The organism is Ruegeria sp. BC1 (genome assembly GCF_056539305.1).
This window is the reverse complement of record NZ_JBQFUT010000009.1, coordinates 136,551-157,384: the sequence shown is the minus strand read 5'-3', so window position 1 is coordinate 157,384 and position 20,834 is coordinate 136,551. Positions and strand designations below refer to the sequence as shown.

Genomic DNA, 20,834 nt, shown 5'->3' with positions numbered 1-20,834 from the left:
TTCGTTTCGGTTTCTTCGAAACAAATCAAGCAAAGTTTCACCTCGGCGGCAATGGTGAACTGGCTTGATCAGAGAAACTTCACGCTTTCAGACGCTCAAATTTAGGGTCATAAGGTGACGGCGGAATGACCGTGACCCGAACCCGACGGCCGCAGGCATCCAACTGCATTTCGGACCCGGCACGCTCCAAATCAGGCACCACAAACCCATGCGCAAGATTCAGGCCAGTACGATGCCCCCAATCGCCCGACGTAATCGAACCCACGACCTGATCACCCTGCATCAAAGAAGCACCCGGATGCGCGGGGCCACTTGTGGCGTGGATTTGCAGTGAGACCAGTTTTTTGCGTGGGCCCTCAGATTGCCTTTGTCGCAACGCCTCACGACCGATGAAATCACCCTTTTCCAGCTTCACGAACCGGTCCAGACCGGTCTCAAAGGGGTCGAATTCGGTGATCAGGTCGGCTTTCCAATGCAGAAAACTCTTTTCCATGCGCATGGACTCGACTGCCCGCGCGCCGAACATTTTCAATCCGTGGGCCTCTCCTGCTTGGCGCAGCGCCAGGTACGCTGCGTAGAGCGAGGCATTGGGCACATGGATTTCATAAGCCAATTCGCCCGAAAAACTCACCCCCATCACAGTGGCCGGAGCGATCCCAACGAAACATTCCCGTACGCTGAGCCACGGGAAAGCCGCGGTTGACCAGTCACCGCGCGCACAGGCAGACAGGACTTCACGCGCCTTGGGGCCTGCGAGGATCAAGATGGTCTGATCGTTGGTCAAGCTGCGCAATTGAACGTCTTCGTCCGCTCGCAGATGCTGTTTCAGCCAGTCCATGTCGTGAAATTCGCTGGCCGCAGCCGAGCCATACCACAGCCGGTCAGGCCCCCGGTCGCTGGCAGCCAGATTGGCAATGGTTGCCTCGGCTTTGATCATGCCGTGATGGTTCAGCAGATAGCCAAGCCCGACCCGGCCATCGCGCCGTGTGACCGTTCCACAGAACATCCTGTCAAGAAAGGCGTGCCGGTCGGCACCTGTTATTTCGATCCGATTGAACCCGTTCACCTCGGCCAGCCCAACGCCATTCTGCACATTGGCCACTTCGGCCGCGATCAAATCGAAGGTTTCGTCAAAATCGAAACTATGCGTTGGCAGGAAATCCTCGGAAGGCTTGAAGTAATCCACCCTCTCCCACCCATTGACGACGGTGAACTCGGCCCCTTCCGCCGCCAGAACCGGTGTCAGAGGCGTTGTCTTGGCTGGCCGTCCAGCGGGGCGGTGTTCATGAGGGAAGTGAAAGCGGAATTCGTTTTGGTAATCCTCGATTGCCTTCAACGCCGTCAGCTCCACATTGGCATGACCCGAAAACCGGCGCGGATCGAGGCACCATGTGTCATAGCACGCCTCGCCATGCACAATCTGCTGCGCCAGAAGCCAGCCGTGACCGCCGCCCTCGCCCAGCCCCGCGCGCAGGCCGATGATGCAAAAAGCATTGCGTTTCCCCGGAATTGGCCCGACTAAAGGCGCACCGTCAATCGTATAGGTGATCGGGCCGTTGACGACTGTATGAACCCCGGCCTCCATCAGCGCTGGCATCCGGGCAAACGCCCCCTCCAACACGTCTGTCACCCGATCCAAATCGTCCGGGCACAGGGCATTGACGAAATTCGGATCGATCCCGTCCATGCCCCAGGTTTTGCAATCCTGCTCATAGAAGCCCAGCAACAGCCCGTTCTTTTCCTGCCGACAGTAGTAGTCGCTGATCGGGCACCGAAGCAGGGGCATCCTGTGACCCGCGTCCCGAATGGCGGGGATTTCCTCGGTCAGGAAATACTGATGCTCCATCGATGCAACCGGATGGTGCACGCCCATCATCGCGCCGACCTCGTTTACGCGATACCCGCAGGCGTTAACTACGATGTCACAGTCGATGTCGCCGTGTTCGGTACGCACGGTCCATGTATCGTCTTTGTGCTGCGTCAGGGCCGTAACCGGCGTGTTGCGATACACCTCGGCCCCGGCTTTTCGCGCCCGACGGACCAGTGCCTGACACAGCTGTGCTGGGTCGATATCGCCGTCCATAGGATCCCACAGCCCGCCAATCAGGTTCTCGGTCGAGATCAACGGGTGGCGGCGGGCGCATTCCGTGGCATCGATCACCTCGAAATGCACATCCATGCCGCGCGCCATCGAGGCAAAGTGACGATACCCCTGCATCTGCGCTTCGGTGTTGGCCAGACGAATACCGCCATCACCGTGGTGGTAGTTGATCGGATAATCCGGATCTTCGGCCAGTTCCTTGTACAGGCAGATGGAATGTGACTTCAGCCCGACCATGGTCTGGTTCATGCCAAAATTGGTCACCTGTGCCGCCGAATGCCATGTGGTGCCCGAGGTCAGTTCATTCCGCTCGACCAGAACCACATCGGTCCACCCTTCGCGCGTCAGGTGGTACAGCGTCGAACATCCGGCGATTCCGCCACCGATCACAACAACTTTGGTGCGCGACTTCATTTGCTCTGCTCCCTCTGGCCCAGGACAAGTCTTGCGGAAGAACGGGTTACGCCGACAACAGCGGCGTTGCCTGTATTGAAAAATCGAAACTACGATTGAGGATTCTGAAATTCGCAGTTCCCCTTTGCAGCAGGCCCGGTTTGCCGCTTACGGTTCGCGATAGAATTGCGCGAGAGGAGCGGGATGTCTTCAGAAGGTGCCAAACGAAGCGGTCGGCGCGCCCGGCACGCGCAGCGCGCAGCCAAACCAGTAGTTGACCCCTGCCCGCCCGGCCAAACCGGTGGAGCGTTCAAACCTTTGACACCGCCCGAAATCGAACAGATCTATGACACCGCCCTGCGCCTGCTGGAAACGCTGGGCATGGGCAACGTGCCGGACCGGCTGGCCGCCGATCTGCAGGCTGCAGGCGCGCAGCCCGGCGAACAAGGCCGGCTGGTTTTCCCGCGCGAAATGGTTGAGAAAACCGTCAAGACAGCGGCCAAGGCGTTCACCTTTCACGGCCGAGACGAAACCCGTTCAATCAACGTAGGCGGCGACCGCGTGTTCTTTGGCACGGGGGGAGCCGCGGTTCAGACGTTGGACATCGAGAGCGGCCTTTATCGCCCGTCCACTTTGACCGATCTGCATAATTTCACCCGATTACAGGATACTCTGGCCAATGTCAGCTGGTTCACCCGTTGCTGCGTGGCGACCGACTTGCCCGATGTGTTCGATCTGGACGTCAATACCGTCTACGCACTGGTGCGCAATACGACCAAGCCAATAGCGACCTCGTTCACGCTGGCCGAGCATGTCGCCCCAATTGTCGAGATGTTGGATATAGTGGCCGGAGGACCGGGAGAATTCGCCAAACGCCCCTTTCTGAAAGCTCACATCAGCCCGGTGATCTCTCCGCTGCGGTATGGCGAGGATGCGGTGGACGTCGTCTATGAATGCATCGTGCATAACATCCCCATGTCTTGCATCACCGCTGCACAGGCGGGGGCAACCGCACCGGCGACGCTGGCCGGGTTTCTGGCGCAATCGTTGGCCGAAACGCTGGCCAGCCTCGTGATGGTCAACACGATCCAACCCGGCTTTCCGATGGTGTTTTCCAACTGGCCGTTCATCGTTGATCTGCGCACCGGGTCTTTTGCCGGAGGCAGCGGTGAAACCGCCATCCTGAATGCGGCTTCGGCGCAAATCACCAACTGGCTGGGCCTGCCCTCGGGCGTGGCAGCATCGATGACCGACGCCAAGGCCATCGACGCGCAATACGGGGCGGAAAAAGGGATAACATCTCTGGCAGCGGCGCTTGCCGGGGGTAACCTGATCTACGAAAGCTCGGGCATGACCGCATCGCTTTTGGGGGCAAGCTTTGAGGCTTTCGTTCTGGACAACGAAATGCACTCACACACCTACCGGACACTGCGTGGCATCGAAGTGACCGATGAGAACCTAGCCTTTGAAGCGGTCTGCCAATCGGTTCTGGGTGACGGACATTTCCTTGGCAGCCCACACACCTATGCCGCGATGGAGCGGGATTATTTCTACCCTGCGCTTGCCGACCGGAACGAGCCGAGGACGTGGGAGATGGAAGGTGCAACCGACGCCTGGTCAGCCGCCCGCGCAAAGGCCAAAGAGGTTCTGGCCACGCATCACCCGGAATATCTGACCGCAGCGCAGGATGCCGAAATCCGCAAACGCTTCAACATCCTAACCTGATCACCTGAAGGGCCATTCCCAAGCCGAAGTTCTGCCGCTACTCTTGGCCAAGAAATTCTCAATACACGGGGAACAAATGTCCAATTCGTTTTTCCAGCCGGTTTCGGCGATGGATCTTGCCCGGTTCGCTGGTATCCCCACCTTCATGCGCTTGCCCGGCGTGACTCTGGATCATGAACGCATTGCCGAAGTTGAACTGGGTCTGGTTGGCATTCCGTGGGACGGCGGCACTACCAACCGCCCCGGCGCGCGCCATGGGCCGCGACAGTTGCGCGACTATTCCACCATGATCCGGGCGATGAACCCGGTTACGGGTGTTGCGCCCTTTTCGATGGTCAACTGCGCCGATCTTGGGGACGTGGCACCGAACCCGGTAGATATCGAGGATACGCTGAGCCGAGTCACAGCGTTCTACACTGATCTGCAAGACCACGGTATCACCCCGCTGACCGCCGGCGGCGATCACTTGACGACCCTTCCAGTCCTGCGCGCATTGGCGAAATCCGGGCCTCTGGGTTTGATCCAATTCGACAGCCATACCGACCTGTTCGACACCTATTTCGGCGGTCACAAGTTCACCCATGGCACCCCGTTCCGCCGCGCGGTCGAAGAAGGGCTGGTTGATCCGAAACGCTTTGTGCAGGTCGGCATTCGCGGTACCGCCTACAATACGGAAGACATCGAATGGGGCGAGGCGCAGGGCATCCGCATCATCCGGATCGAGGAACTGTTCGACAGGGGTATCGATGACGTAATGGCCGAGGTACGCAACATCGTTGGTACTGCGCCGACCTATTGCACCTATGATATCGATTTCGTCGATCCGACCTATGCCCCCGGCACCGGCACGCCGGAAATCGGCGGCCCCAACAGTTTTCAGGCCCAACAGGTCATTCGCAAGATGGTGGGCATCAATCTGGTTGGTGCCGATCTGGTCGAAGTCGCGCCGCCCTTCGACCCCGAGGGCGGCACGGCATGGCTTGGTATCTCGCTGATGTTCGAACTGCTCTGCGTTCTGGCGCAGGCGGTAGATGCGCGGCGGCCCTAAGCCGTGCTTACGTTTTCAGCAATCATCGAAATCATCTCGAACATCACCGCCGCGGCTGTCAGGGCGGTGATGTTGTTGGGGCTGTCCTTGATGGGCATCATGCACACCACGTCCCCGCCCACGATATTCAGCCCACGCGCAGCGCGCAGGATGCCAACGGCCTCGTCAATGTCGAACCCCTTCTCGCCGGGCTCCAGATTGGACACAGCCGGGGCAACGGTCGGGTCGAGGCAATCCAGATCAAAGGTGATATAGACCGGGCGGTCGCCGAGAACCTCTTTGGTCTGGGCCACCACATCCTCAAGCCCACGCTGACGAAACTCGCGCATGGTGACGATGTTGTAGCCGTAATCATATGAAGGTTGCAGCCAGTCCAGACTGCGCGGGTGCCCCCGCAGACCGATCTGCATCGAGCGTGTGGGATCGACCTGCCCCTGATCAGCCAGATAAGCCCCCCAATGCGCCGCCGATTTCTTGGCGCCCAGAAAGTGATCGACCTTGGTGAACACATCGGTATGGGCGTCCAGATGTAAAAAACTTACCGGCTCTCCACCGGCCAGTTTGCCCCGGCCCAAGGCCTGCACGATGCCGCCTGTAATCGAGTGATCTCCACCCACCGAAACAGGCCGTGCCCCTGCAGCGTCGATATCCTTGTAGAATTGCGTAATACGTTCAATGCAATCTTCGTTGTCATTGGCTTTGGGAAAAGGCACGTCGCCCACATCCGCAATCTGTGCTCTGTTCCACGGGTCGATCTCGAACGTCGAATGCACCCTGCGCTGCACGGCCGAGACATGCCTCAAGGCGCGTGGCCCTAAGTGCTGATCTCTCTCGGTAGTGCCATTGCCCGTGGAATGCGGCACGCCTACCAGCGCAATATCCTGCCCCTCGGGCCCGACATTGGGGCAGCGGAACAGTGTGGGCACACCCCACCAGTAAAGGTTGTCCATCATGGATTTTTCATAACGGTCTGTCATCATCTTCCCCGTTCAAAGAAAAACGCCTCCGGCAGGAACCGGAGGCGTATGAGTTCAGATTTTCTCGTCTTCTCGCCGGAAGGCGCCCTGAACGATCCGGTCCATCACCATGGCCAGGAACAGGATGGCAAAACCGCCCAGCAGACCCGGACCCTTGGCGGCATATTGCAGCGCCTCAAGGATTTCCTTGCCCAGACCGCCGCCGCCGATCAGCGAGATGATCACCACCATCGACAGACACATAAGGATCGTCTGGTTCACCCCAGTCATGATCGAAGGCAGCGCCAGTGGGATCTCAACATCCTTCAGCAACTGCCATTTCGATGCACCAAAGGCCACGGCGGCCTCTTTGATGCTATCCGGAACCCCGCGCATGCCCAGCGCGGTCAGGCGGATCACCGGTGGCATACCAAAGATGATCGTGGCCAGAATACCCGGCGGGTTGCCAGTGCCGAAAAAGGCGATGATCGGTATCAGGTAGACGAAAGCCGGTAGCGTCTGCATCAGGTCCAATACCGGTTCAGCCGCACGGTAAGCGCGCTGGGATTTGCCGAACCAGATGCCCAGCGGAATGCCGAAGACAACGCACAACAAAACCGCAGCACCAACCAGCGCCACCGTCTCCATCGCCACATCCCAGTACCCCAGCAAGGCTATATAGGCCAATGACGACGCGGTGAATATCGCAACGCGCGGCCCGGCCGCCCGCCATGCGGTGACGCAGATGACCAGCATCACAACCGGCCAGGGTGACCCAATCAGCGCGACGGTCAAACCGTCCAGAACGGTGCGGACACCCGCGACGATCCCGTCGAAGACATCGCCCCCCGCAGCGGCAGCGGCGTCGATCTGCGCCTCCATCCAACTGGCCAGGCTCGAGAACAACGTCCCCTGCCCTTCGCCCAGGATCATGGCCGAAACCTGATCTTCGGGAAACGCATCCAGCATCGCAAGCGAGGCATTCACAGTGAACTTGTAAACGATCAGCGGCGCAATCGCGGCCACCAGAACCGCACCCAAAACCGTGTTGCGCGTGGAGCGCCCGCTTTCGGTGCTATCCGGGTCAATCCGCCATTTCGAGTACTGTTTTTCATAGACCCGGTCCGCGTAGAAACCCTGAACCACCTTGAACACCAGCAGCATCAGAAGGCCGGTGATCATGATACCCATCGCCTCTGACTGGGCCGCAGCAGCCTTTTCAAAGCTGGTATCCGCCGCCTTCTGGATGTTTTCAGCCAGTTTGGTGAACCTGTCTATGTCTGCCTTTTCGGTTGCTTCAGCCGCCCGTTCCAACAACTCGTTAGCACGGGCCTGTTGGCGTTCAGCGCGTTCGGCCAGATCAGCCCCGGGATTGCCCCATGCACCACGTCCGATCTGAACCCACGCGATGATCTCGAGGATCAGGAAAGTCCAGAACATGCCCCAGATCGCCCGAGAGGCCGACCAGAATGGGCCCAGCACCGCCGCCCACAGATTGAACGTGTTGGGCACGGCGCTGGTGGCATCGTGAATCTTATGGAAGGCATTGACGTAGTAGTCGCCATTCGGACCGGCAAATTCGTGAATGGACTTGTCCAGTGCCTCGCGGTCGACCTCGATATCGGAAGCGGCCGTGACTTTCATTTCCATTGCTGCATCAGTCATTTTTGCCCCCCTGAATACCGCGCAGCAGACGCGGTTTGGTTACAACGCCCACATCCGCGCCTGCGTCAGTAATGACGACCGGCATGTCCGTGTTCACAGCAAGGTCAATCAGCTGATCCAGATCCGACCCCTCATCCGCGCGCGGCGCACCGTCGAGCGGCCCGGAATAGCTGGCGATCGGCTCCATGATCGAATGCGCCTTGACCAGTTTGAGCTTCGAGATACCCTGCACAAACTCGCGTACATAGTCGTCAGCCGGGTTCATGACGATATCTTCCGGCGTGCCGATCTGCACGATCACACCGTCTTTCATGATGGCAATCCGATGGCCGATGCGGATGGCCTCGTCCAGATCGTGGGTGATGAATAGCGTCGTCTTCTGCAACTGCGCCACTAGCGCCTTGAACTGATCCTGCAATTGCAGACGGATCAGTGGATCAAGGGCCGAAAACGGTTCATCCATCAACAGGATTTCCGGGTCCGAGGCCAACGCACGGGCAATTCCCACCCGCTGCTGCATACCACCCGACAGTTCCTTGGGCAGACGGTCCTCGTACCCGGTCAAATCAACAAGACCCAGCGCATGATCAGACACCGCCCAGCGTTTGGATTTCGAAACCTTTCGAATTTCCAGCGGATAAGCCACGTTATCCCGCACCGATCGGTGCGGCATCAGCGCCATGTGCTGGAACACCATTCCGATCTGCTGCGCCCGAATGCGGCGCAGCTCTGCCTCTGAGATTTTGGACACATCGTGGCCCAATATCTCGATCTTGCCCGAGGTCGGCTCGATCAGGCGGTTGACGTGCCGCACCAGTGTCGATTTGCCCGAGCCCGACAGGCCCATGATACAAAAGATCTCACCCCGGGGCACTTCGAAGGTGGCACCCTGCACCCCTACAACGCAATTGAATCTTTCCAGAACTTCGGGCTTTCCTATCCCTTCGTTCCGCACTGCTGTCATGGCTTCTTCGGCGCGCGCGCCAAAGATCTTCCAGACATCCGTCAGCTTTACGACTGTTTCGGTCATTTTTGTCCCTTTGATGCAGAACAGGCCGCCGGACATTTCCGACGGCCTGTCCGAGTTTCAGCTCTGATTGGTGTCAATCACTGAGACATCCAGCCCAGAACGGCATCTTCGTTGGCTGCCACCCACTCTTCTGCATAAGCTGCGGGCTCTTTTCCTTCGATCACCAGCGCATAAGTCATGGCGGAAACCGAGTCGGTATCCAGCTTCATGTTGGCCAGCAATTGCGCGACCTCTGGGTATTCTTCCTCAAGAGCCTTTGCGTAGTGCAGGTGCAGATAGGCTAGATCCCAGGCCACGCCTGCGTCGGATTTTTCCAACCAATCCGGGTCGTCGGTCGGCTGTAGCACGTTCCACTTGGACGCGTCATAGGCCGGCTCTTCCAGAATCTGCATGTCGTGCAGGGCAAACACGTAATGCGGCGTGTAGCAGAACCCGACCCAGGGCTCTCCGGCCTTGATTGCGTTGTCCAGGTTCGCATACGCCACTGTTTCATCGATCTCGGTCAGCTCCATGACCTGATCGTAGCCGTAGGACTTGGCCCGAATTTTCTCGACATTGGTCGAAGCCCAGCCCGGCGCACCAATCCAGACCTCGCCTTGACCATCACCGTTGCTGTCAAACAGCGCCGCAATGTCGGGGTTGGTCAGGTCTTCAATCGACCGGATATCATTGGAATCCGCGGTTGCTTTGTCGACGCACATGCCCTGAAACGCTTCTACACCATTTGGGTTGAATGCCACGGTGCCCTTATCGGTGACATAAGTGTCATGCAGGTTCTGCTGGTTCGGCATCCAGACTTCGGGGTGGACATGCATCGCACCGGAATCCATCGCCTCGAACACGATCGGGTTGGTGCCGTTCTGCAGTTCGACCTCGAGCCCAAGGTTCTGTTCAATCGCCACTTTCAGGATATGCGCCGTCGCGTTTACCGAAGGCCAGTTCGGCACACCAATCACAATGTCCGCAGCCATAGCTGGCCCGGCGATTGCCATTGAGGCACCTCCCAGAAGCGTTGCAAGTTTTTTCATCTGATAATCTCCATGTTGGACGTTTGCGGCGCTTGTTTTTGCCCGGCCGTGCCTGGGCGCACCTTTCAAACAGAGTCGGAAAGCCGATGCTTCCCGTTTTTTGGCCAGCGGCTAAGCACGCCGGAGTGGCCCAAAAAGTGAAACATGTCAGCCCGCTGCCCTTCAAGGGTTACATGGGACAAATTCATTTATACGAAATTATCGTAATTTAGTTTCGGCTTTTTATAAACTGGTAGACTTTGCTACCAAACCTGAGGAGTGATTTTCGGAGGAAATTAAGAACCCGACGACTATCCCAAGGTCTTCGCCAGGATGAAGTCTGCAGCTTCGTCTGCCAGATCCTGAAACCGCGATCTCTCGCTGACGTATAGGTAAACCTGCCGCTTGTCCATCAGATCGGCAATTGGCCTGAAGGTTGTGGCCTCGGGAATAAACCCGGCCACGGTCTGCGGTAGGACTGTCACCCAATCCCCAGTCCGCACCATCGTAATCAAAGAATGCGTATTGTGCACTGTTATGTCTGCGTGGGCGATGATCGCATGAAAATGCTGAGATTGTATGAGATCACACAGAGCATTCCGAATGAACGGGACCTCTGAAAGATCATCCAGCGTAGGTTGCCTGGACCGGGTGACGAGTGGGTGATCAGCGGCGCAGACCAGACCAAAACGGTCCTGAAACAGCGGAACGCCTCGCACGCCGTTCACTGCATGCTGCCCCGAGGCAATTCCGATATCAGCCTTTCCATCGACCAGCGCATCCAGAACCTGCTGCGTATCGGTATCGCGCAATTCTATCTTCAACCCCGGAAAGCGCTGCGTCATGTGCGCCAGCACTTTGGGGAACACCTGGGCCGCAACCGACGGCACCGAAGCGATCCGCAGCAAACCGTACTCAGCAGCGGCCGCTGCCTCTATATCCAAAACGGACTGATCGAACTGCCGAACCTGTTTCAATGCCAGTTCGAACACCTGTTGTCCCAATGGGGACAACCTGTTTTTCCTCTCGCCTTCAAACAGCTTTTTCCCGATGTGATCCTCGAATTGTTTGAGGGTCATTGAAACCGCCGACTGTGTCCGGCCCAGTTTGTCGGCCGCTTCAGACAGATTGCCGGATTGCGCAACAGCACAAAAACAACGCAACATTTCGATCTTCAAGACCATATTTCAATTTTCCTGAAGTTTCTTTCATTTATTTTAGTTTGACTGATGTTGTGAGAATACACCACCCTGTGCACGACAAATTCTAGGACTCTGGGGCGTACCGTGACCAAACTGAACCTGATTGCCGGCGAATGGCTGGCGGGCGAAGCCGAGATTGAAAACCGCAACCCGTCGGACTTAAGCGACCTGGTTGGCATTTTCGCCCAGGCAAGCGCCGATCAACTGGACGCCACGTTGGAGCAAGCACGCGCAGCGCAGGCCGAATGGGCCGCCTACGGCCCCGAACGAAAACAGGCCGTTCTTATGAACATCGGCAATGAACTGATGGCCCGCGCCGAGGAACTGGGCACCTTGCTGTCCCGCGAAGAAGGTAAGCCGCTGGCTGAAGGCAAGGGCGAGGTCTACCGCGCCGGTCAGTTCTTCACTTACTACGCTGCTGAATGCCTGCGTCAGATCGGTGAGAATGCCGACAGCGTGCGCCCTGGCGTCGAGATCGACGTGCGCCGTGAGGCTGTAGGGACTGTGGCGATCATCAGCCCGTGGAACTTCCCAACCGCGACCGCTTCGTGGAAGATCGCGCCGGCGTTGTGCTATGGCAATGCGGTTGTCTGGAAACCTGCGAACATCACCCCAGCCTCTGCCGTTGCCCTGACCGAGATCATCGAGCGGCAGGACATTCCCAAGGGTCTGTTCAGCCTTGTGATGGGGTCTGGCCGTTCAATCGGTCAGCGGCTGGTGGAAAGCCCGAAGGTCAACGCGATTTCCTTCACTGGCTCGGTCCCGGTTGGAAAGGGCATCGCCGCAGCCGCTATCCAGAACCTGACCAAAGTGCAGATGGAGATGGGTTCGAAAAACGCGCTGGCAGTAATGGACGACGCCGATCTGGAACTGGCTGTAACTCTGGCTTTGGGTGGCGCATTCGGCGGCACCGGGCAGAAATGCACCGCGTCGTCCAGGCTGGTTGTGCACGCGGGTATCCACGACGCTTTTGTCGAAAAACTGGTGGCCGGTGCGCAGGCGATGAAAGTCGGTCATGCGCTGGAAGACGGTGTACAGATGGGGCCTGTGGTCAGCCAGCAGCAGCTGCAGGAAAACCTGGCCTATGTTGATCTGGGTAAATCCGAAGGCGCGGAACTGGCCTGCGGTGGCGCGCGACTTGAGATGCCGCATGACGGCTACTACATGTCGCCGGGCGTGTTCCTGAACACCACCAACGATATGCGCATCAACCGTGAGGAGATGTTCGCCCCGCTGACCAGCGTCATCAAGGTTGGCAGCTATGACGAGGCGCTGAGCGTGGTCAATGACACCAATTTCGGCCTGACATCGGGCATCGTCACTCAAAACCTGGCCCGTGCCACCCATTTCCGCCGCAACGCCCGCACCGGTGTCGTCACCGTCAACCTGCCCACCGCAGGCACCGATTATCATGTGCCATTCGGCGGGCGCGGCGACAGCTCGTACGGGCCGCGCGAACAGGGCAAGGCCGCGGCCGAGTTCTACACCACAGTCAAAACCGCCTATATCAGCGCGGGAACGCCGGTCTGATGCGGATCGACGGGCTGCAATACGCCAACTGGTCCGAGAAGATATTCCGGCAGCTGCGTGAAGGGGGCGTGGACGCGATCCACGTCACCATCTCGTATCACGAGAATTTCCGCGAAACGGTTCTGAACTTTGAAAAGTGGAACCGCTGGTTCGAGCAATACCCCGACTTGATCATGAAAGGCCGCTGGGCCAGCGATATTGACACCGCCCGTGAAACCGGACGGACGGCTGTGTTTTTTGGGTTTCAGAACCCTTCACCTATCGAAGATGATATTGGGTTGGTTGAAATCCTGCACGATCTGGGCGCCCGGTTCATGCAGTTGACTTATAACAACCAATCGCTGCTGGCGACCGGCTGCTATGAGGCCGAAGACACCGGCATCACCCGCATGGGCAAGCAGGTGATCAAGGAAATGAATCGCGTCGGCCTTGTCATCGACATGAGCCATTCGGCGGATCGCTCGACCATTGAAGCCGCTGACCTGTCCGAACGCCCCATCGCCATCACCCATGCCAATCCGCACGACTGGGCCCCTGCCCTGCGTAACAAGCGCGACGCGGTGATCCGCGCTGTAACGGAAAAAGGTGGGATGCTGGGCTTTTCAGTCTACCCTCATCACCTGAAAGATAAATCCGCCTGCACGTTGGAGAGCTTCTGCGAAATGATCGCCCGCACGGCCGAGAAATACGGGGTACAGCATCTGGGGATCGGCACGGATCTGTGTCAGGACCAGCCCGACAGCATCGTGGAATGGATGCGCGTCGGACGCTGGACGAAAGAGATCGACTATGGCGAAGGCTCGGCCTCAGCCCCCGGCTTTCCACCGATGCCGTCGTGGTTCAAGGATAACCGCGACTTTGGCAATATCGAAGCCGGACTGCGCGCCATTGGCATGAGCGCCGATGAAATCGCAGGCATCATGGGCGGCAACTGGTATCGTTTCTTTGCTGACAACTTCGGGCCGCAAGCCAAATGACCTCCAACGGCGCACATATCCCGCGGCGCGACCCTGCGCAGGTGATGCGCTTGTCCCGGCTGGGGTCACTGCACCAGTGTCGCCTCAGCTTCATGCGGCAACTGACCCGTCGCATGGCGCGGGAAAATTGGTCGTTCACACGCCCCGTCTTTGACATCGACGAAAATGGCGTCGGTCACGCTGTTTACACCGCGCAAGGCCCGGACCATGCCTACTCCCTCGTGGCCTTCGCCCACGACCTACCACCCGAACAACGCTCGGACCGGGTGATTGCCGAGGCGTGGGATGCGACCTTTGCTCTGTTCGACGGCATCCCGACAGCGCAGGACATTCAGCGCCTGTCGGAAAACGTACCGCTGCAAGAGGCCGGCCGCGTTAGTGAAAGCGAACTGTCTCTGTCCCGCGCTAACCGGTCCGTCCGTCTGTGGGCTCATGTGGTCGACCGCCTCGCGGCAGGGCAGCAGCCGGACCTCGAACAGATTTATCAGGTTGGCTACCTGATGCGCACAACCGCCGTTTACGGCTCGGGCAAATTCGGTGCCGCCGATCGTGAAAAAACAGCCGACCGCCCTGAACTGCAGGCCCCTTTCCAGACCGAGATGCTGTCGGTTTATCTGACCCGCACCTTTGTCCGCGATCTGGTGCAGCATATGGCAAAGGCAAAAGGCGGCGACAATACCGCCCGGTTAGACCCAGCAACCGCCCAATGGCTGGGCATTGGCAACTCCACCGGTCTAGGCATGGCCCCGTTCATCGTCAATCATCCCGTCCTGTTCAACAACTGGATCATGGCAAGGGAAGAAGCAATTTCGCGCGTGCGCTCGCTCGCGCGTGCATCTGCGGATGACATCGAACATTTCCGGGATGTTTTCGACCGCAGTAAACTGTCTATGTCCTGGTGGCGGTCCGAACACCCCATTCAGGTTGAAAAACTGGCTGCCCTGAGTGCGGACCTTCAGGCTATATCAGAGTATTTGGACCGGACCGATCTGGCGCAGGATCACCCTTGGAACAACCTGATCCACTGGTCGGAAACGGCACTCAGCGAAGAGGGGCAGGAACTGATCGCATCTTTGGTTCTGGAACCTTATGGGGACTTGGTTGATGGCCTGACCAGCTGCATGGCCGACAGCAACACATATGCGCAGGTGATCGACGGCACTGTCACCGTGGCCGATACTCGCGAGCTAATCCGAGACAGCTTTGAATGGGCGTTGGAAATGGACTGGGGTGCCGAAGCGAACTGCGCCCGCGCATGGTACGTGTCCGAAGAAAAACTGGAGCCCCGTCTAGGCGAACGGTTCGATGAACCGATTGCGGAGTACGAACAACCTCTGGCGCCCGCACGGGACGCGGCGCATGCCTTTAAGGCGCTTGCAGAATGGCCAGACATCACACCCATCTCGGACTTTCTGTTGCGCCACCCTGAGCATCGCCACACGATCCGGCGCGCGCAAATCAGCCGTGTCGCCCCGTACGGCGAGATCCGAGACAACACGATCAGCGCCGAAGTCATGCCAATCGACATGCTGCGTGCCAAGCTATCCTTTTTTGGTGCCACGCATTTTGATCCACGCTCGGATCGCTGGGTGCGCATCTGCATGTATGCGGGTGCGCCTTACCCCGAAGAATTGGCCTTGGAAACTGCTGATCTGTGGGTTTACCCGGAGCCTGCGGCATGAACTATTCGCTGAACGAAGTCGAGGCCACTGCCAAGCGCGCTGCCCGTGGCGCGGGTTACAGCTGGGGCCACGCGGAAGAAGCCGCAAAAGCAACGCGCTGGCTATGCGCTCAGGGGCTGGATGGCGTCGGCGCTCTGGCACATCTTCTGAACCAAAACCTATCCGGGTCGCCTGTACGCCACTCTCCAAGAACGAAGGATAGCGTTTGGGTTGCGCCTCACGTTCTGTGCCCCCTTGCGACAGGCGCAGCGTTATCTGATTGTGCCTTGTTATTGAACAAGGCGCCCATTTCTTTGAAAAACATGGCTGTCCCCACGCTGCTACTGCCTTTTGCGGCCAACACGGCGCGGTTGCTAAAGGCCTGCGTAACGATCGAATGCAAAGACGCACGGGCCACGACCGATGGTTTTTCCTTGAGCCTGACCAGCGCGATACCGGACCACGCGCAAGACCTTTCCTTCCGCCTCGGGGGGGCTGTCACTGAGAAAGAACCGCTACATTCCCGAGCCGAGCCTGATCCGGCGGTCTGGGCTGTCCTCAACGGGTTTGCACACCGCACTTACGCTCCCGCCACCGAGGAATCCCGCATGCGCGGGGCCGGTGCGGGTCTGTCCGACAACGATTGAAGAGATCAAAATGGTAGAAACCCGCACCCTGACCCTTGCTGAAATCGAAGATCTGGCCTTCCGCGCTTTGGTCGCCGCTGGCACGACCGAGGCCAACGCTCGTCCGCTGGCCGTCGCCACGGCCAAGACCGAAGCGGACGGTGTGGCCAGTCATGGCCTCGCCTACATCCCGATCTATTGCGAGCATGTCCAATGCGGCAAAGTCGATGGCGCAGTGCAGCCGGTTCTATCTCAGCCGCGCCCCGGCGTTGTAAACGTAGATGCGGCGACCGGGTTTGCGCATTCCGCCATTGATCTGGGCTTCGAGGTGCTTATCCCCACAGCCCGCACCCAAGGCATTGCTGCATTGGCTATTCGCAACAGCTATAACTGCGGTGTCCTTGGGTATCATACCTTCCGGCTGGCACAAGCTGGGTTGGTCGGACTGGGGTTCACCAACGCGCCAGCTTCAATTGCGCCTTCTGGAGGTTCAAAACCCGTGGTCGGCACCAACCCTTTCTCAATTTCGGCCCCCGGACCCAACGGTCAGCCTGCACTACTGATCGACCAAAGCGCCAGCACCATAGCCAAAAGCGAAGTGATGAAGCATGCACGCGAGGGCAAACCAATTCCGGTAGGTTGGGCCTTGGATGCGGACGGCAACCCTACGACCGACCCCAATATCGGCCTAAAAGGGTCGATGGCGCCGTCCGGTGGATACAAAGGCGTCGGCGTCGCCCTGCTGACCGAAGTCATGGCCGCCGCGTTAACTGGCGCCACACTTGGCTTGAACGCATCGCCTTTCTCCGGCACCGCGGGCGGGCCGCCACGGACAGGGCAGTTCTTTATCGCAATCGATCCAGCGGCCACATCGGGTGATGCTTTCGCTGCTGGTCTAAATGAACTGGTCGAGGCAATCCGCTTGCAGGAAGGTGCCCATCTTCCCGGGGACGGCCGCCTGTCAAAACGCGTTGGCGCAGAAACTGACGGTGTCGCTGTCAACACTGCAACACTGAGCAAAATTGAATCTATCCTGAGCTGAGCTGCTTTGTAAGGTCGCACTTGTATGCACTCGCGGGTCGCGTACCTGCGAGTGTCAGAGTGACTGAAACCTGCTTATCAAGTAATTTCGACATCCAGGCGTTGTTGGTAGCACCATGGCAGCAAGGCCATGGTATTTTCTTAACAATCCGCATTAAATTGACTTAGCCAATCGGACCGTAACAGACTGACCAGTTTCCCGTTTCACTGGGCAAAAATCCTGCTCTATGCGTCGAGAGAATTAAGTCTGAGACCGGCGTCTCGTTCAGCGCCCTCTGAAAGAAAAAAGCGCAAATTACTGTTTGCCAAGATATACCACTCCTCTTCTCGGGGCAGACATAGTTGCAAACGCATAACCAACTGGAAAGCGGTGCCGGGTGATGCAGGATCTTGAAATGGTGCCCGGGGGCGGAATCGAACCACCGACACGAGGATTTTCAATCCACTGCTCTACCCCTGAGCTACCCGGGCACGGGAACGATGTTCATCGTTGGGTGGAGGCCTTCTATGACTTGCCACAGGCAGTGTCCAGAGGCTTTTTGACATTTTTTCAATGTGGGCGCGATTGCTCCATTTCCCCCTCAGCGACTTCCGATTCCACGTCTTCTTCGCGCTGCGATGGAACCGCATATGAACCGTTCAGCCATTTGGCTAAATCGATATCCGCACAGCGCTTGGAGCAGAACGGGCGAAATTTGATCACTGTGTCTTCACCGCAGATCGGACAACTCATTTCAGCACCTCCGACATAGGAATGCGACCGCGTTTGCGTTGCAATTCATAGTGCCCAAGCGGGGTCCATCCGGCCAGAGTCGTCTCGATACCGTCAGCCTTGAAAGCAGCGCGCAGGGCAGATTCGAAACCGCGCCGGTCTTTCTTGGGCATAGGCGCCAGATCCACAGTGATTTGCCCTCCAAGCCCACGTACTCGCAGCGCACGCGCCAAAGACTTGGCGGCGGCAAAATTTGCCTTGGTGCCCGCAGCCAGCGATGTATCAGTCCCGGTGTTCACATCTACAGCAACCAGCGCGCGTGTGGGTTGGATGTATAGGTGACCTCCGCCCGGCAGCGGTTCCGCGATGCCCCGGGCCACGTCCAGCGCGTCGAGCACACCTTGCGTCTCAAACCCTCCGGCCTGTGTCACGACCTCGGCCGGGTCGGTCCAGTCGCGCCAGGCCAGGACGTGGGGGCCGTCGCCTTCGAGCAGCTCCTCGGGCTCGGTCCCGGGGTCGTTCAGAACCTGATCGGCATGGGCCCGCATGGCGCTAATGTCTTCGGCGATTTCACTCGCATCTTCGCCCTGACAGCACGAACGCAGAATCAGACCGTAATCGCTGTCTTCCATGCACTCATGAGCGATCTCAAGCAGGCGGTCACGCTCATCCTCGTCGCGGATTGAACGCGAGATATTGAGGCCCGGAGCATCAGGCGTGACAATTGCATAACGGCTTTTGAACAGGACGCGATCGGTTACAGGGAGAGCCTTACCGGGTTCGGCGTATCCCGTCACCTGAACCAGCAGCAAGGCACCAGGTGCCAAACCTTTGACCTGCCGCAAAAAGGCAGGGCCATCGGGGGTAGACAGAAACATGCCGCCCTGCCCTTTGACTGGACGATCCGCGCGGGCGCGATAGATCGTTCCGGGCGCGGGGGCGTCACCCGCAATCAGGAAGTCATCCAGCTTGCCGTCCACCATCAACGCCGCGGCCTCGCGGTTGTTGATGTGGTCCAAAACGATTGTACGACCCTTCATGACACCTCACGATACAAGGGATAGCCGATGCCTTGCAAAAGGGCGGCCGTTTCAGACAGGGGTAACCCGACGATGCCGGTGAAAGAGCCCGAAATCCACGGAATAAATGCGCCAGCCGGACCTTGTATGGCATAGGCACCTGCTTTGCCCTGCCAGTCACCGGTTGCCAAATAGGCGTTGATTTCAACATCTGACAGGCGCTTGACCTTGACCTGAGAAACGACATCGCGCTGCAGCACGTGATCGCCACGGCGCACAGCGACCGAAGTGATCACACGGTGACGACGACCGGACAGGGCATGTAGGAACTCGGCCGCCTGCCCAGCATTTTCGGGCTTGCCCAAAATGCGACGACCCAGCGCGACTGTTGTGTCTGCACACAGGGTAATATCACCGCTATCCGATTGAACTTCCTGTACTTTTGCCCGCGCTATGCGATTGCAGTAGGGCACTGGAAGCTCGCCTTTCAAAGGCGTTTCGTCAATGTCGGGCGCGCAGATGGCATCGGGCTGCACGCCAAGCTGGGCCAGCAGGTCCAGCCGCCTTGGGCTGCCCGATCCTAAGATAAACGCCATTGCGGCAGGCGTTACTTGAAGCGGTAGTTGATCCGACCCTTGGTCAGATCATAAGGGGTCATCTCGACCTGAACCTTGTCGCCGGCCAGAACACGGATGCGGTTCTTGCGCATCTTGCCTGCCGTATGTGCGATGATCTCATGGCCGTTTTCCAGCTCGACCCGAAACGTCGCATTAGGCAGGAGTTCCTTCACGACACCGGGAAATTCGAGCGTATCTTCCTTGGCCATGTTGTCTCCATCATTACATTGCACCCGCAGAATCTACGGGGATGTGGGCCTAAATGAGCCCATTTCAGCTCTATTTCAAGGGCGGAATCGCCTAAAGGGGCGATAATGTGACTGAATCCACTCTGGGGTCCTGCTCATCCCAGTGGGTTCGGTTCAGCACATGGCCGTCGGCCCGGACATTGGCAATGGCCGCGAGGTCTACTTCGGCATAGGTCCAACCGGGCTGGTTCAGGGTGCCTTCAGCCAACACTCCGGTTTGCGGGAACCCTTTGTCGGGTGGCCCAAAGACACCGCCCGTGCCGGTGTTCATATCCACCGCCTCGGACCATTCGTTGCCTCCAACCAAAGACGCCATCACCGTAACACATTGATTTTCAAGGGCTCGGGACATCGCGCCGATGCGGACACGCCAATACCCAGACAGAGCCTCGGTGCAGGACGGGACAAGGATCAAGTCAGCCTCTCGCAATGCGCGACCAAGAAGGGGAAATTCACTATCATAGCAGATCAACACCCCGATCTTGCCCAACGCGGTGTCGAACAGTTTCAGCGGGCCGCCGGAGGCAATGTTCCAGACTTCGCGTTCGAACCGGGTCATGATCTGTTTGTCCTGATGGTCCTGCGTACCGTCCGGTGCATAAAACGCGGCCCGATTCACGGGGCGTCCCGACCCGTCTTCAACTGGGGCCGATGCGCCCAGAATATAGGTGTTGTGCTCTTTCGCTAGGCGTTGATGCAGGCTCTGTACCGCCTCCATCCGGTCAGAAACGGCCCGGATGGAGCGTTCCAGATCACCAGCCACACCAGCCCCGCCCAAAGTCGACAACTCCATCGCGCCGTATTCGGGGAAAACCAGCAACTCGGCCCCCTGCTCTGCGGCCTCCGAGACCCATCGGTTCAACTTGTCTTCATACTGCGCCCAGCTGTCGAGCCAGTCGAGGTTATAGGCGGCGGTTGCAACTTTCATGGCACCATCCCATACGGTCAAATTCGCGAGACCTTAATCAGGGCCATATGCCAGTGTACAGCCTCTTTTACCTTGCTGTCGTCGGATCGATAATGGTCACTATTTCAGTCACCTTGTTGGCTGGGAAACCGCTTAGTTCCGCATGTTTCTGTATCGCGTCTTCATTTTCTGCCAGATAGACGCAAAATGTTTTGTCCCCAGCCACGTAGGAATGCTGCCATTGAACCCCCGCTACTTGCTCCAGCGCATCGTTGGATTTTGCCGATGCGCCGCCGAGTTCGTCTCCGGACATTGAACCAACACCGGGCAGATTGCGTTCTATTACATAGCGTTTCATGGCACCTCCCC

General features: G+C 58.3%; 19 protein-coding genes and 1 tRNA gene. 7 read left to right on the top strand and 13 right to left on the bottom strand.

Features of this window, described 5'->3' with window-relative positions; all coding sequences use genetic code 11:
* Positions 1 to 79: 79 nt before the first annotated feature.
* Positions 80 to 2,515 carry a GcvT family protein gene (locus ACR0IY_RS18280; RefSeq protein ID WP_480675830.1) on the bottom strand — a complete coding sequence of 812 codons (2,436 nt, stop codon included), beginning with the start codon at positions 2,513 to 2,515 and terminating at the stop codon, positions 80 to 82.
* Between the two features lie 183 nt (positions 2,516 to 2,698).
* Between ACR0IY_RS18280 and ACR0IY_RS18275 the strand changes: the two genes are divergently transcribed.
* Both ACR0IY_RS18275 and ACR0IY_RS18270 read left to right on the top strand, forming a co-directional pair.
* A complete protein-coding gene (locus tag ACR0IY_RS18275) occupies positions 2,699 to 4,219 on the top strand; it encodes a trimethylamine methyltransferase family protein (protein ID WP_480675828.1) in 1,521 nt (506 codons plus the stop codon).
* Between the two features lie 76 nt (positions 4,220 to 4,295).
* A complete protein-coding gene (locus ACR0IY_RS18270) occupies positions 4,296 to 5,267 on the top strand; it encodes an agmatinase (RefSeq protein ID WP_480675826.1) in 972 nt (323 codons plus the stop codon).
* Here ACR0IY_RS18270 and ACR0IY_RS18265 read toward each other — a convergent pair.
* The 5 genes from ACR0IY_RS18265 to ACR0IY_RS18245 form a co-directional block, all read right to left on the bottom strand.
* Positions 5,264 to 6,244, bottom strand: a complete 981-nt coding sequence (locus ACR0IY_RS18265; protein ID WP_480675825.1) for an arginase family protein — start codon at positions 6,242 to 6,244, stop codon at positions 5,264 to 5,266. The two genes, ACR0IY_RS18270 and ACR0IY_RS18265, sit on opposite strands and share 4 nt — an antisense overlap.
* A gap of 54 nt (positions 6,245 to 6,298) precedes the next feature.
* Positions 6,299 to 7,888, bottom strand: coding sequence for an ABC transporter permease (locus ACR0IY_RS18260; RefSeq protein WP_480675823.1), 1,590 nt, complete (start codon positions 7,886 to 7,888; stop codon positions 6,299 to 6,301).
* Positions 7,881 to 8,918, bottom strand: a complete 1,038-nt coding sequence (locus ACR0IY_RS18255; protein WP_480675821.1) for a quaternary amine ABC transporter ATP-binding protein — start codon at positions 8,916 to 8,918, stop codon at positions 7,881 to 7,883. The genes ACR0IY_RS18260 and ACR0IY_RS18255 overlap by 8 nt, the downstream gene beginning before the upstream one ends.
* Before the next feature lie 77 nt (positions 8,919 to 8,995).
* Positions 8,996 to 9,946, bottom strand: a complete 951-nt coding sequence (locus tag ACR0IY_RS18250; RefSeq protein ID WP_480675818.1) for an ABC transporter substrate-binding protein — start codon at positions 9,944 to 9,946, stop codon at positions 8,996 to 8,998.
* Positions 9,947 to 10,236: 290 nt separating this feature from the next.
* Positions 10,237 to 11,091 carry a LysR family transcriptional regulator gene (locus ACR0IY_RS18245; protein ID WP_480675904.1) on the bottom strand — a complete coding sequence of 285 codons (855 nt, stop codon included), beginning with the start codon at positions 11,089 to 11,091 and terminating at the stop codon, positions 10,237 to 10,239.
* 120 nt (positions 11,092 to 11,211) lie between these two features.
* On the opposite strand from ACR0IY_RS18245, the gene ACR0IY_RS18240 reads away from it, so the two are divergent.
* From ACR0IY_RS18240 to ACR0IY_RS18220, 5 genes are read left to right on the top strand one after another with little or no spacing between them, the layout of a single operon-like run.
* Positions 11,212 to 12,657 carry an aldehyde dehydrogenase family protein gene (locus tag ACR0IY_RS18240; RefSeq protein ID WP_480675817.1) on the top strand — a complete coding sequence of 482 codons (1,446 nt, stop codon included), beginning with the start codon at positions 11,212 to 11,214 and terminating at the stop codon, positions 12,655 to 12,657.
* Positions 12,657 to 13,634, top strand: a complete 978-nt coding sequence (locus ACR0IY_RS18235; RefSeq protein ID WP_480675815.1) for a membrane dipeptidase — start codon at positions 12,657 to 12,659, stop codon at positions 13,632 to 13,634. Before ACR0IY_RS18240 ends, ACR0IY_RS18235 begins: the two co-directional genes overlap by 1 nt.
* Positions 13,631 to 15,316: a hypothetical protein gene (locus ACR0IY_RS18230; RefSeq protein WP_480675813.1), complete on the top strand. Its 1,686-nt coding sequence runs from the start codon at positions 13,631 to 13,633 to the stop codon at positions 15,314 to 15,316. Before ACR0IY_RS18235 ends, ACR0IY_RS18230 begins: the two co-directional genes overlap by 4 nt.
* Positions 15,313 to 15,942, top strand: coding sequence for a DUF3726 domain-containing protein (locus tag ACR0IY_RS18225; RefSeq protein ID WP_480675811.1), 630 nt, complete (start codon positions 15,313 to 15,315; stop codon positions 15,940 to 15,942). Before ACR0IY_RS18230 ends, ACR0IY_RS18225 begins: the two co-directional genes overlap by 4 nt.
* A gap of 10 nt (positions 15,943 to 15,952) precedes the next feature.
* Positions 15,953 to 16,963, top strand: a complete 1,011-nt coding sequence (locus ACR0IY_RS18220; protein WP_480675809.1) for an Ldh family oxidoreductase — start codon at positions 15,953 to 15,955, stop codon at positions 16,961 to 16,963.
* A gap of 395 nt (positions 16,964 to 17,358) precedes the next feature.
* Here the strand turns inward: ACR0IY_RS18220 and ACR0IY_RS18215 are convergent.
* From ACR0IY_RS18215 to ACR0IY_RS18185, 7 genes are all read right to left on the bottom strand, one after another.
* Positions 17,359 to 17,433 (bottom strand) — tRNA-Phe (locus ACR0IY_RS18215).
* 79 nt (positions 17,434 to 17,512) lie between these two features.
* Positions 17,513 to 17,695 carry a DNA gyrase inhibitor YacG gene (locus ACR0IY_RS18210; protein WP_480675807.1) on the bottom strand — a complete coding sequence of 61 codons (183 nt, stop codon included), beginning with the start codon at positions 17,693 to 17,695 and terminating at the stop codon, positions 17,513 to 17,515.
* A complete protein-coding gene (locus ACR0IY_RS18205) occupies positions 17,692 to 18,714 on the bottom strand; it encodes a ribonuclease E/G (protein WP_480675805.1) in 1,023 nt (340 codons plus the stop codon). Before ACR0IY_RS18205 ends, ACR0IY_RS18210 begins: the two co-directional genes overlap by 4 nt.
* Positions 18,711 to 19,289 carry a Maf family protein gene (locus ACR0IY_RS18200; protein ID WP_480675803.1) on the bottom strand — a complete coding sequence of 193 codons (579 nt, stop codon included), beginning with the start codon at positions 19,287 to 19,289 and terminating at the stop codon, positions 18,711 to 18,713. Before ACR0IY_RS18200 ends, ACR0IY_RS18205 begins: the two co-directional genes overlap by 4 nt.
* Before the next feature lie 11 nt (positions 19,290 to 19,300).
* Positions 19,301 to 19,519, bottom strand: coding sequence for a translation initiation factor IF-1 (gene infA / locus ACR0IY_RS18195; protein WP_005978431.1), 219 nt, complete (start codon positions 19,517 to 19,519; stop codon positions 19,301 to 19,303).
* Between the two features lie 91 nt (positions 19,520 to 19,610).
* On the bottom strand, positions 19,611 to 20,486 hold the full coding sequence (locus ACR0IY_RS18190; RefSeq protein ID WP_480675801.1) for a carbon-nitrogen hydrolase family protein: 876 nt from the start codon (positions 20,484 to 20,486) through the stop codon (positions 19,611 to 19,613).
* 67 nt (positions 20,487 to 20,553) lie between these two features.
* Positions 20,554 to 20,823: a DUF4242 domain-containing protein gene (locus ACR0IY_RS18185; RefSeq protein WP_480675799.1), complete on the bottom strand. Its 270-nt coding sequence runs from the start codon at positions 20,821 to 20,823 to the stop codon at positions 20,554 to 20,556.
* Between the last annotated feature and the right edge of the window lie 11 nt (positions 20,824 to 20,834).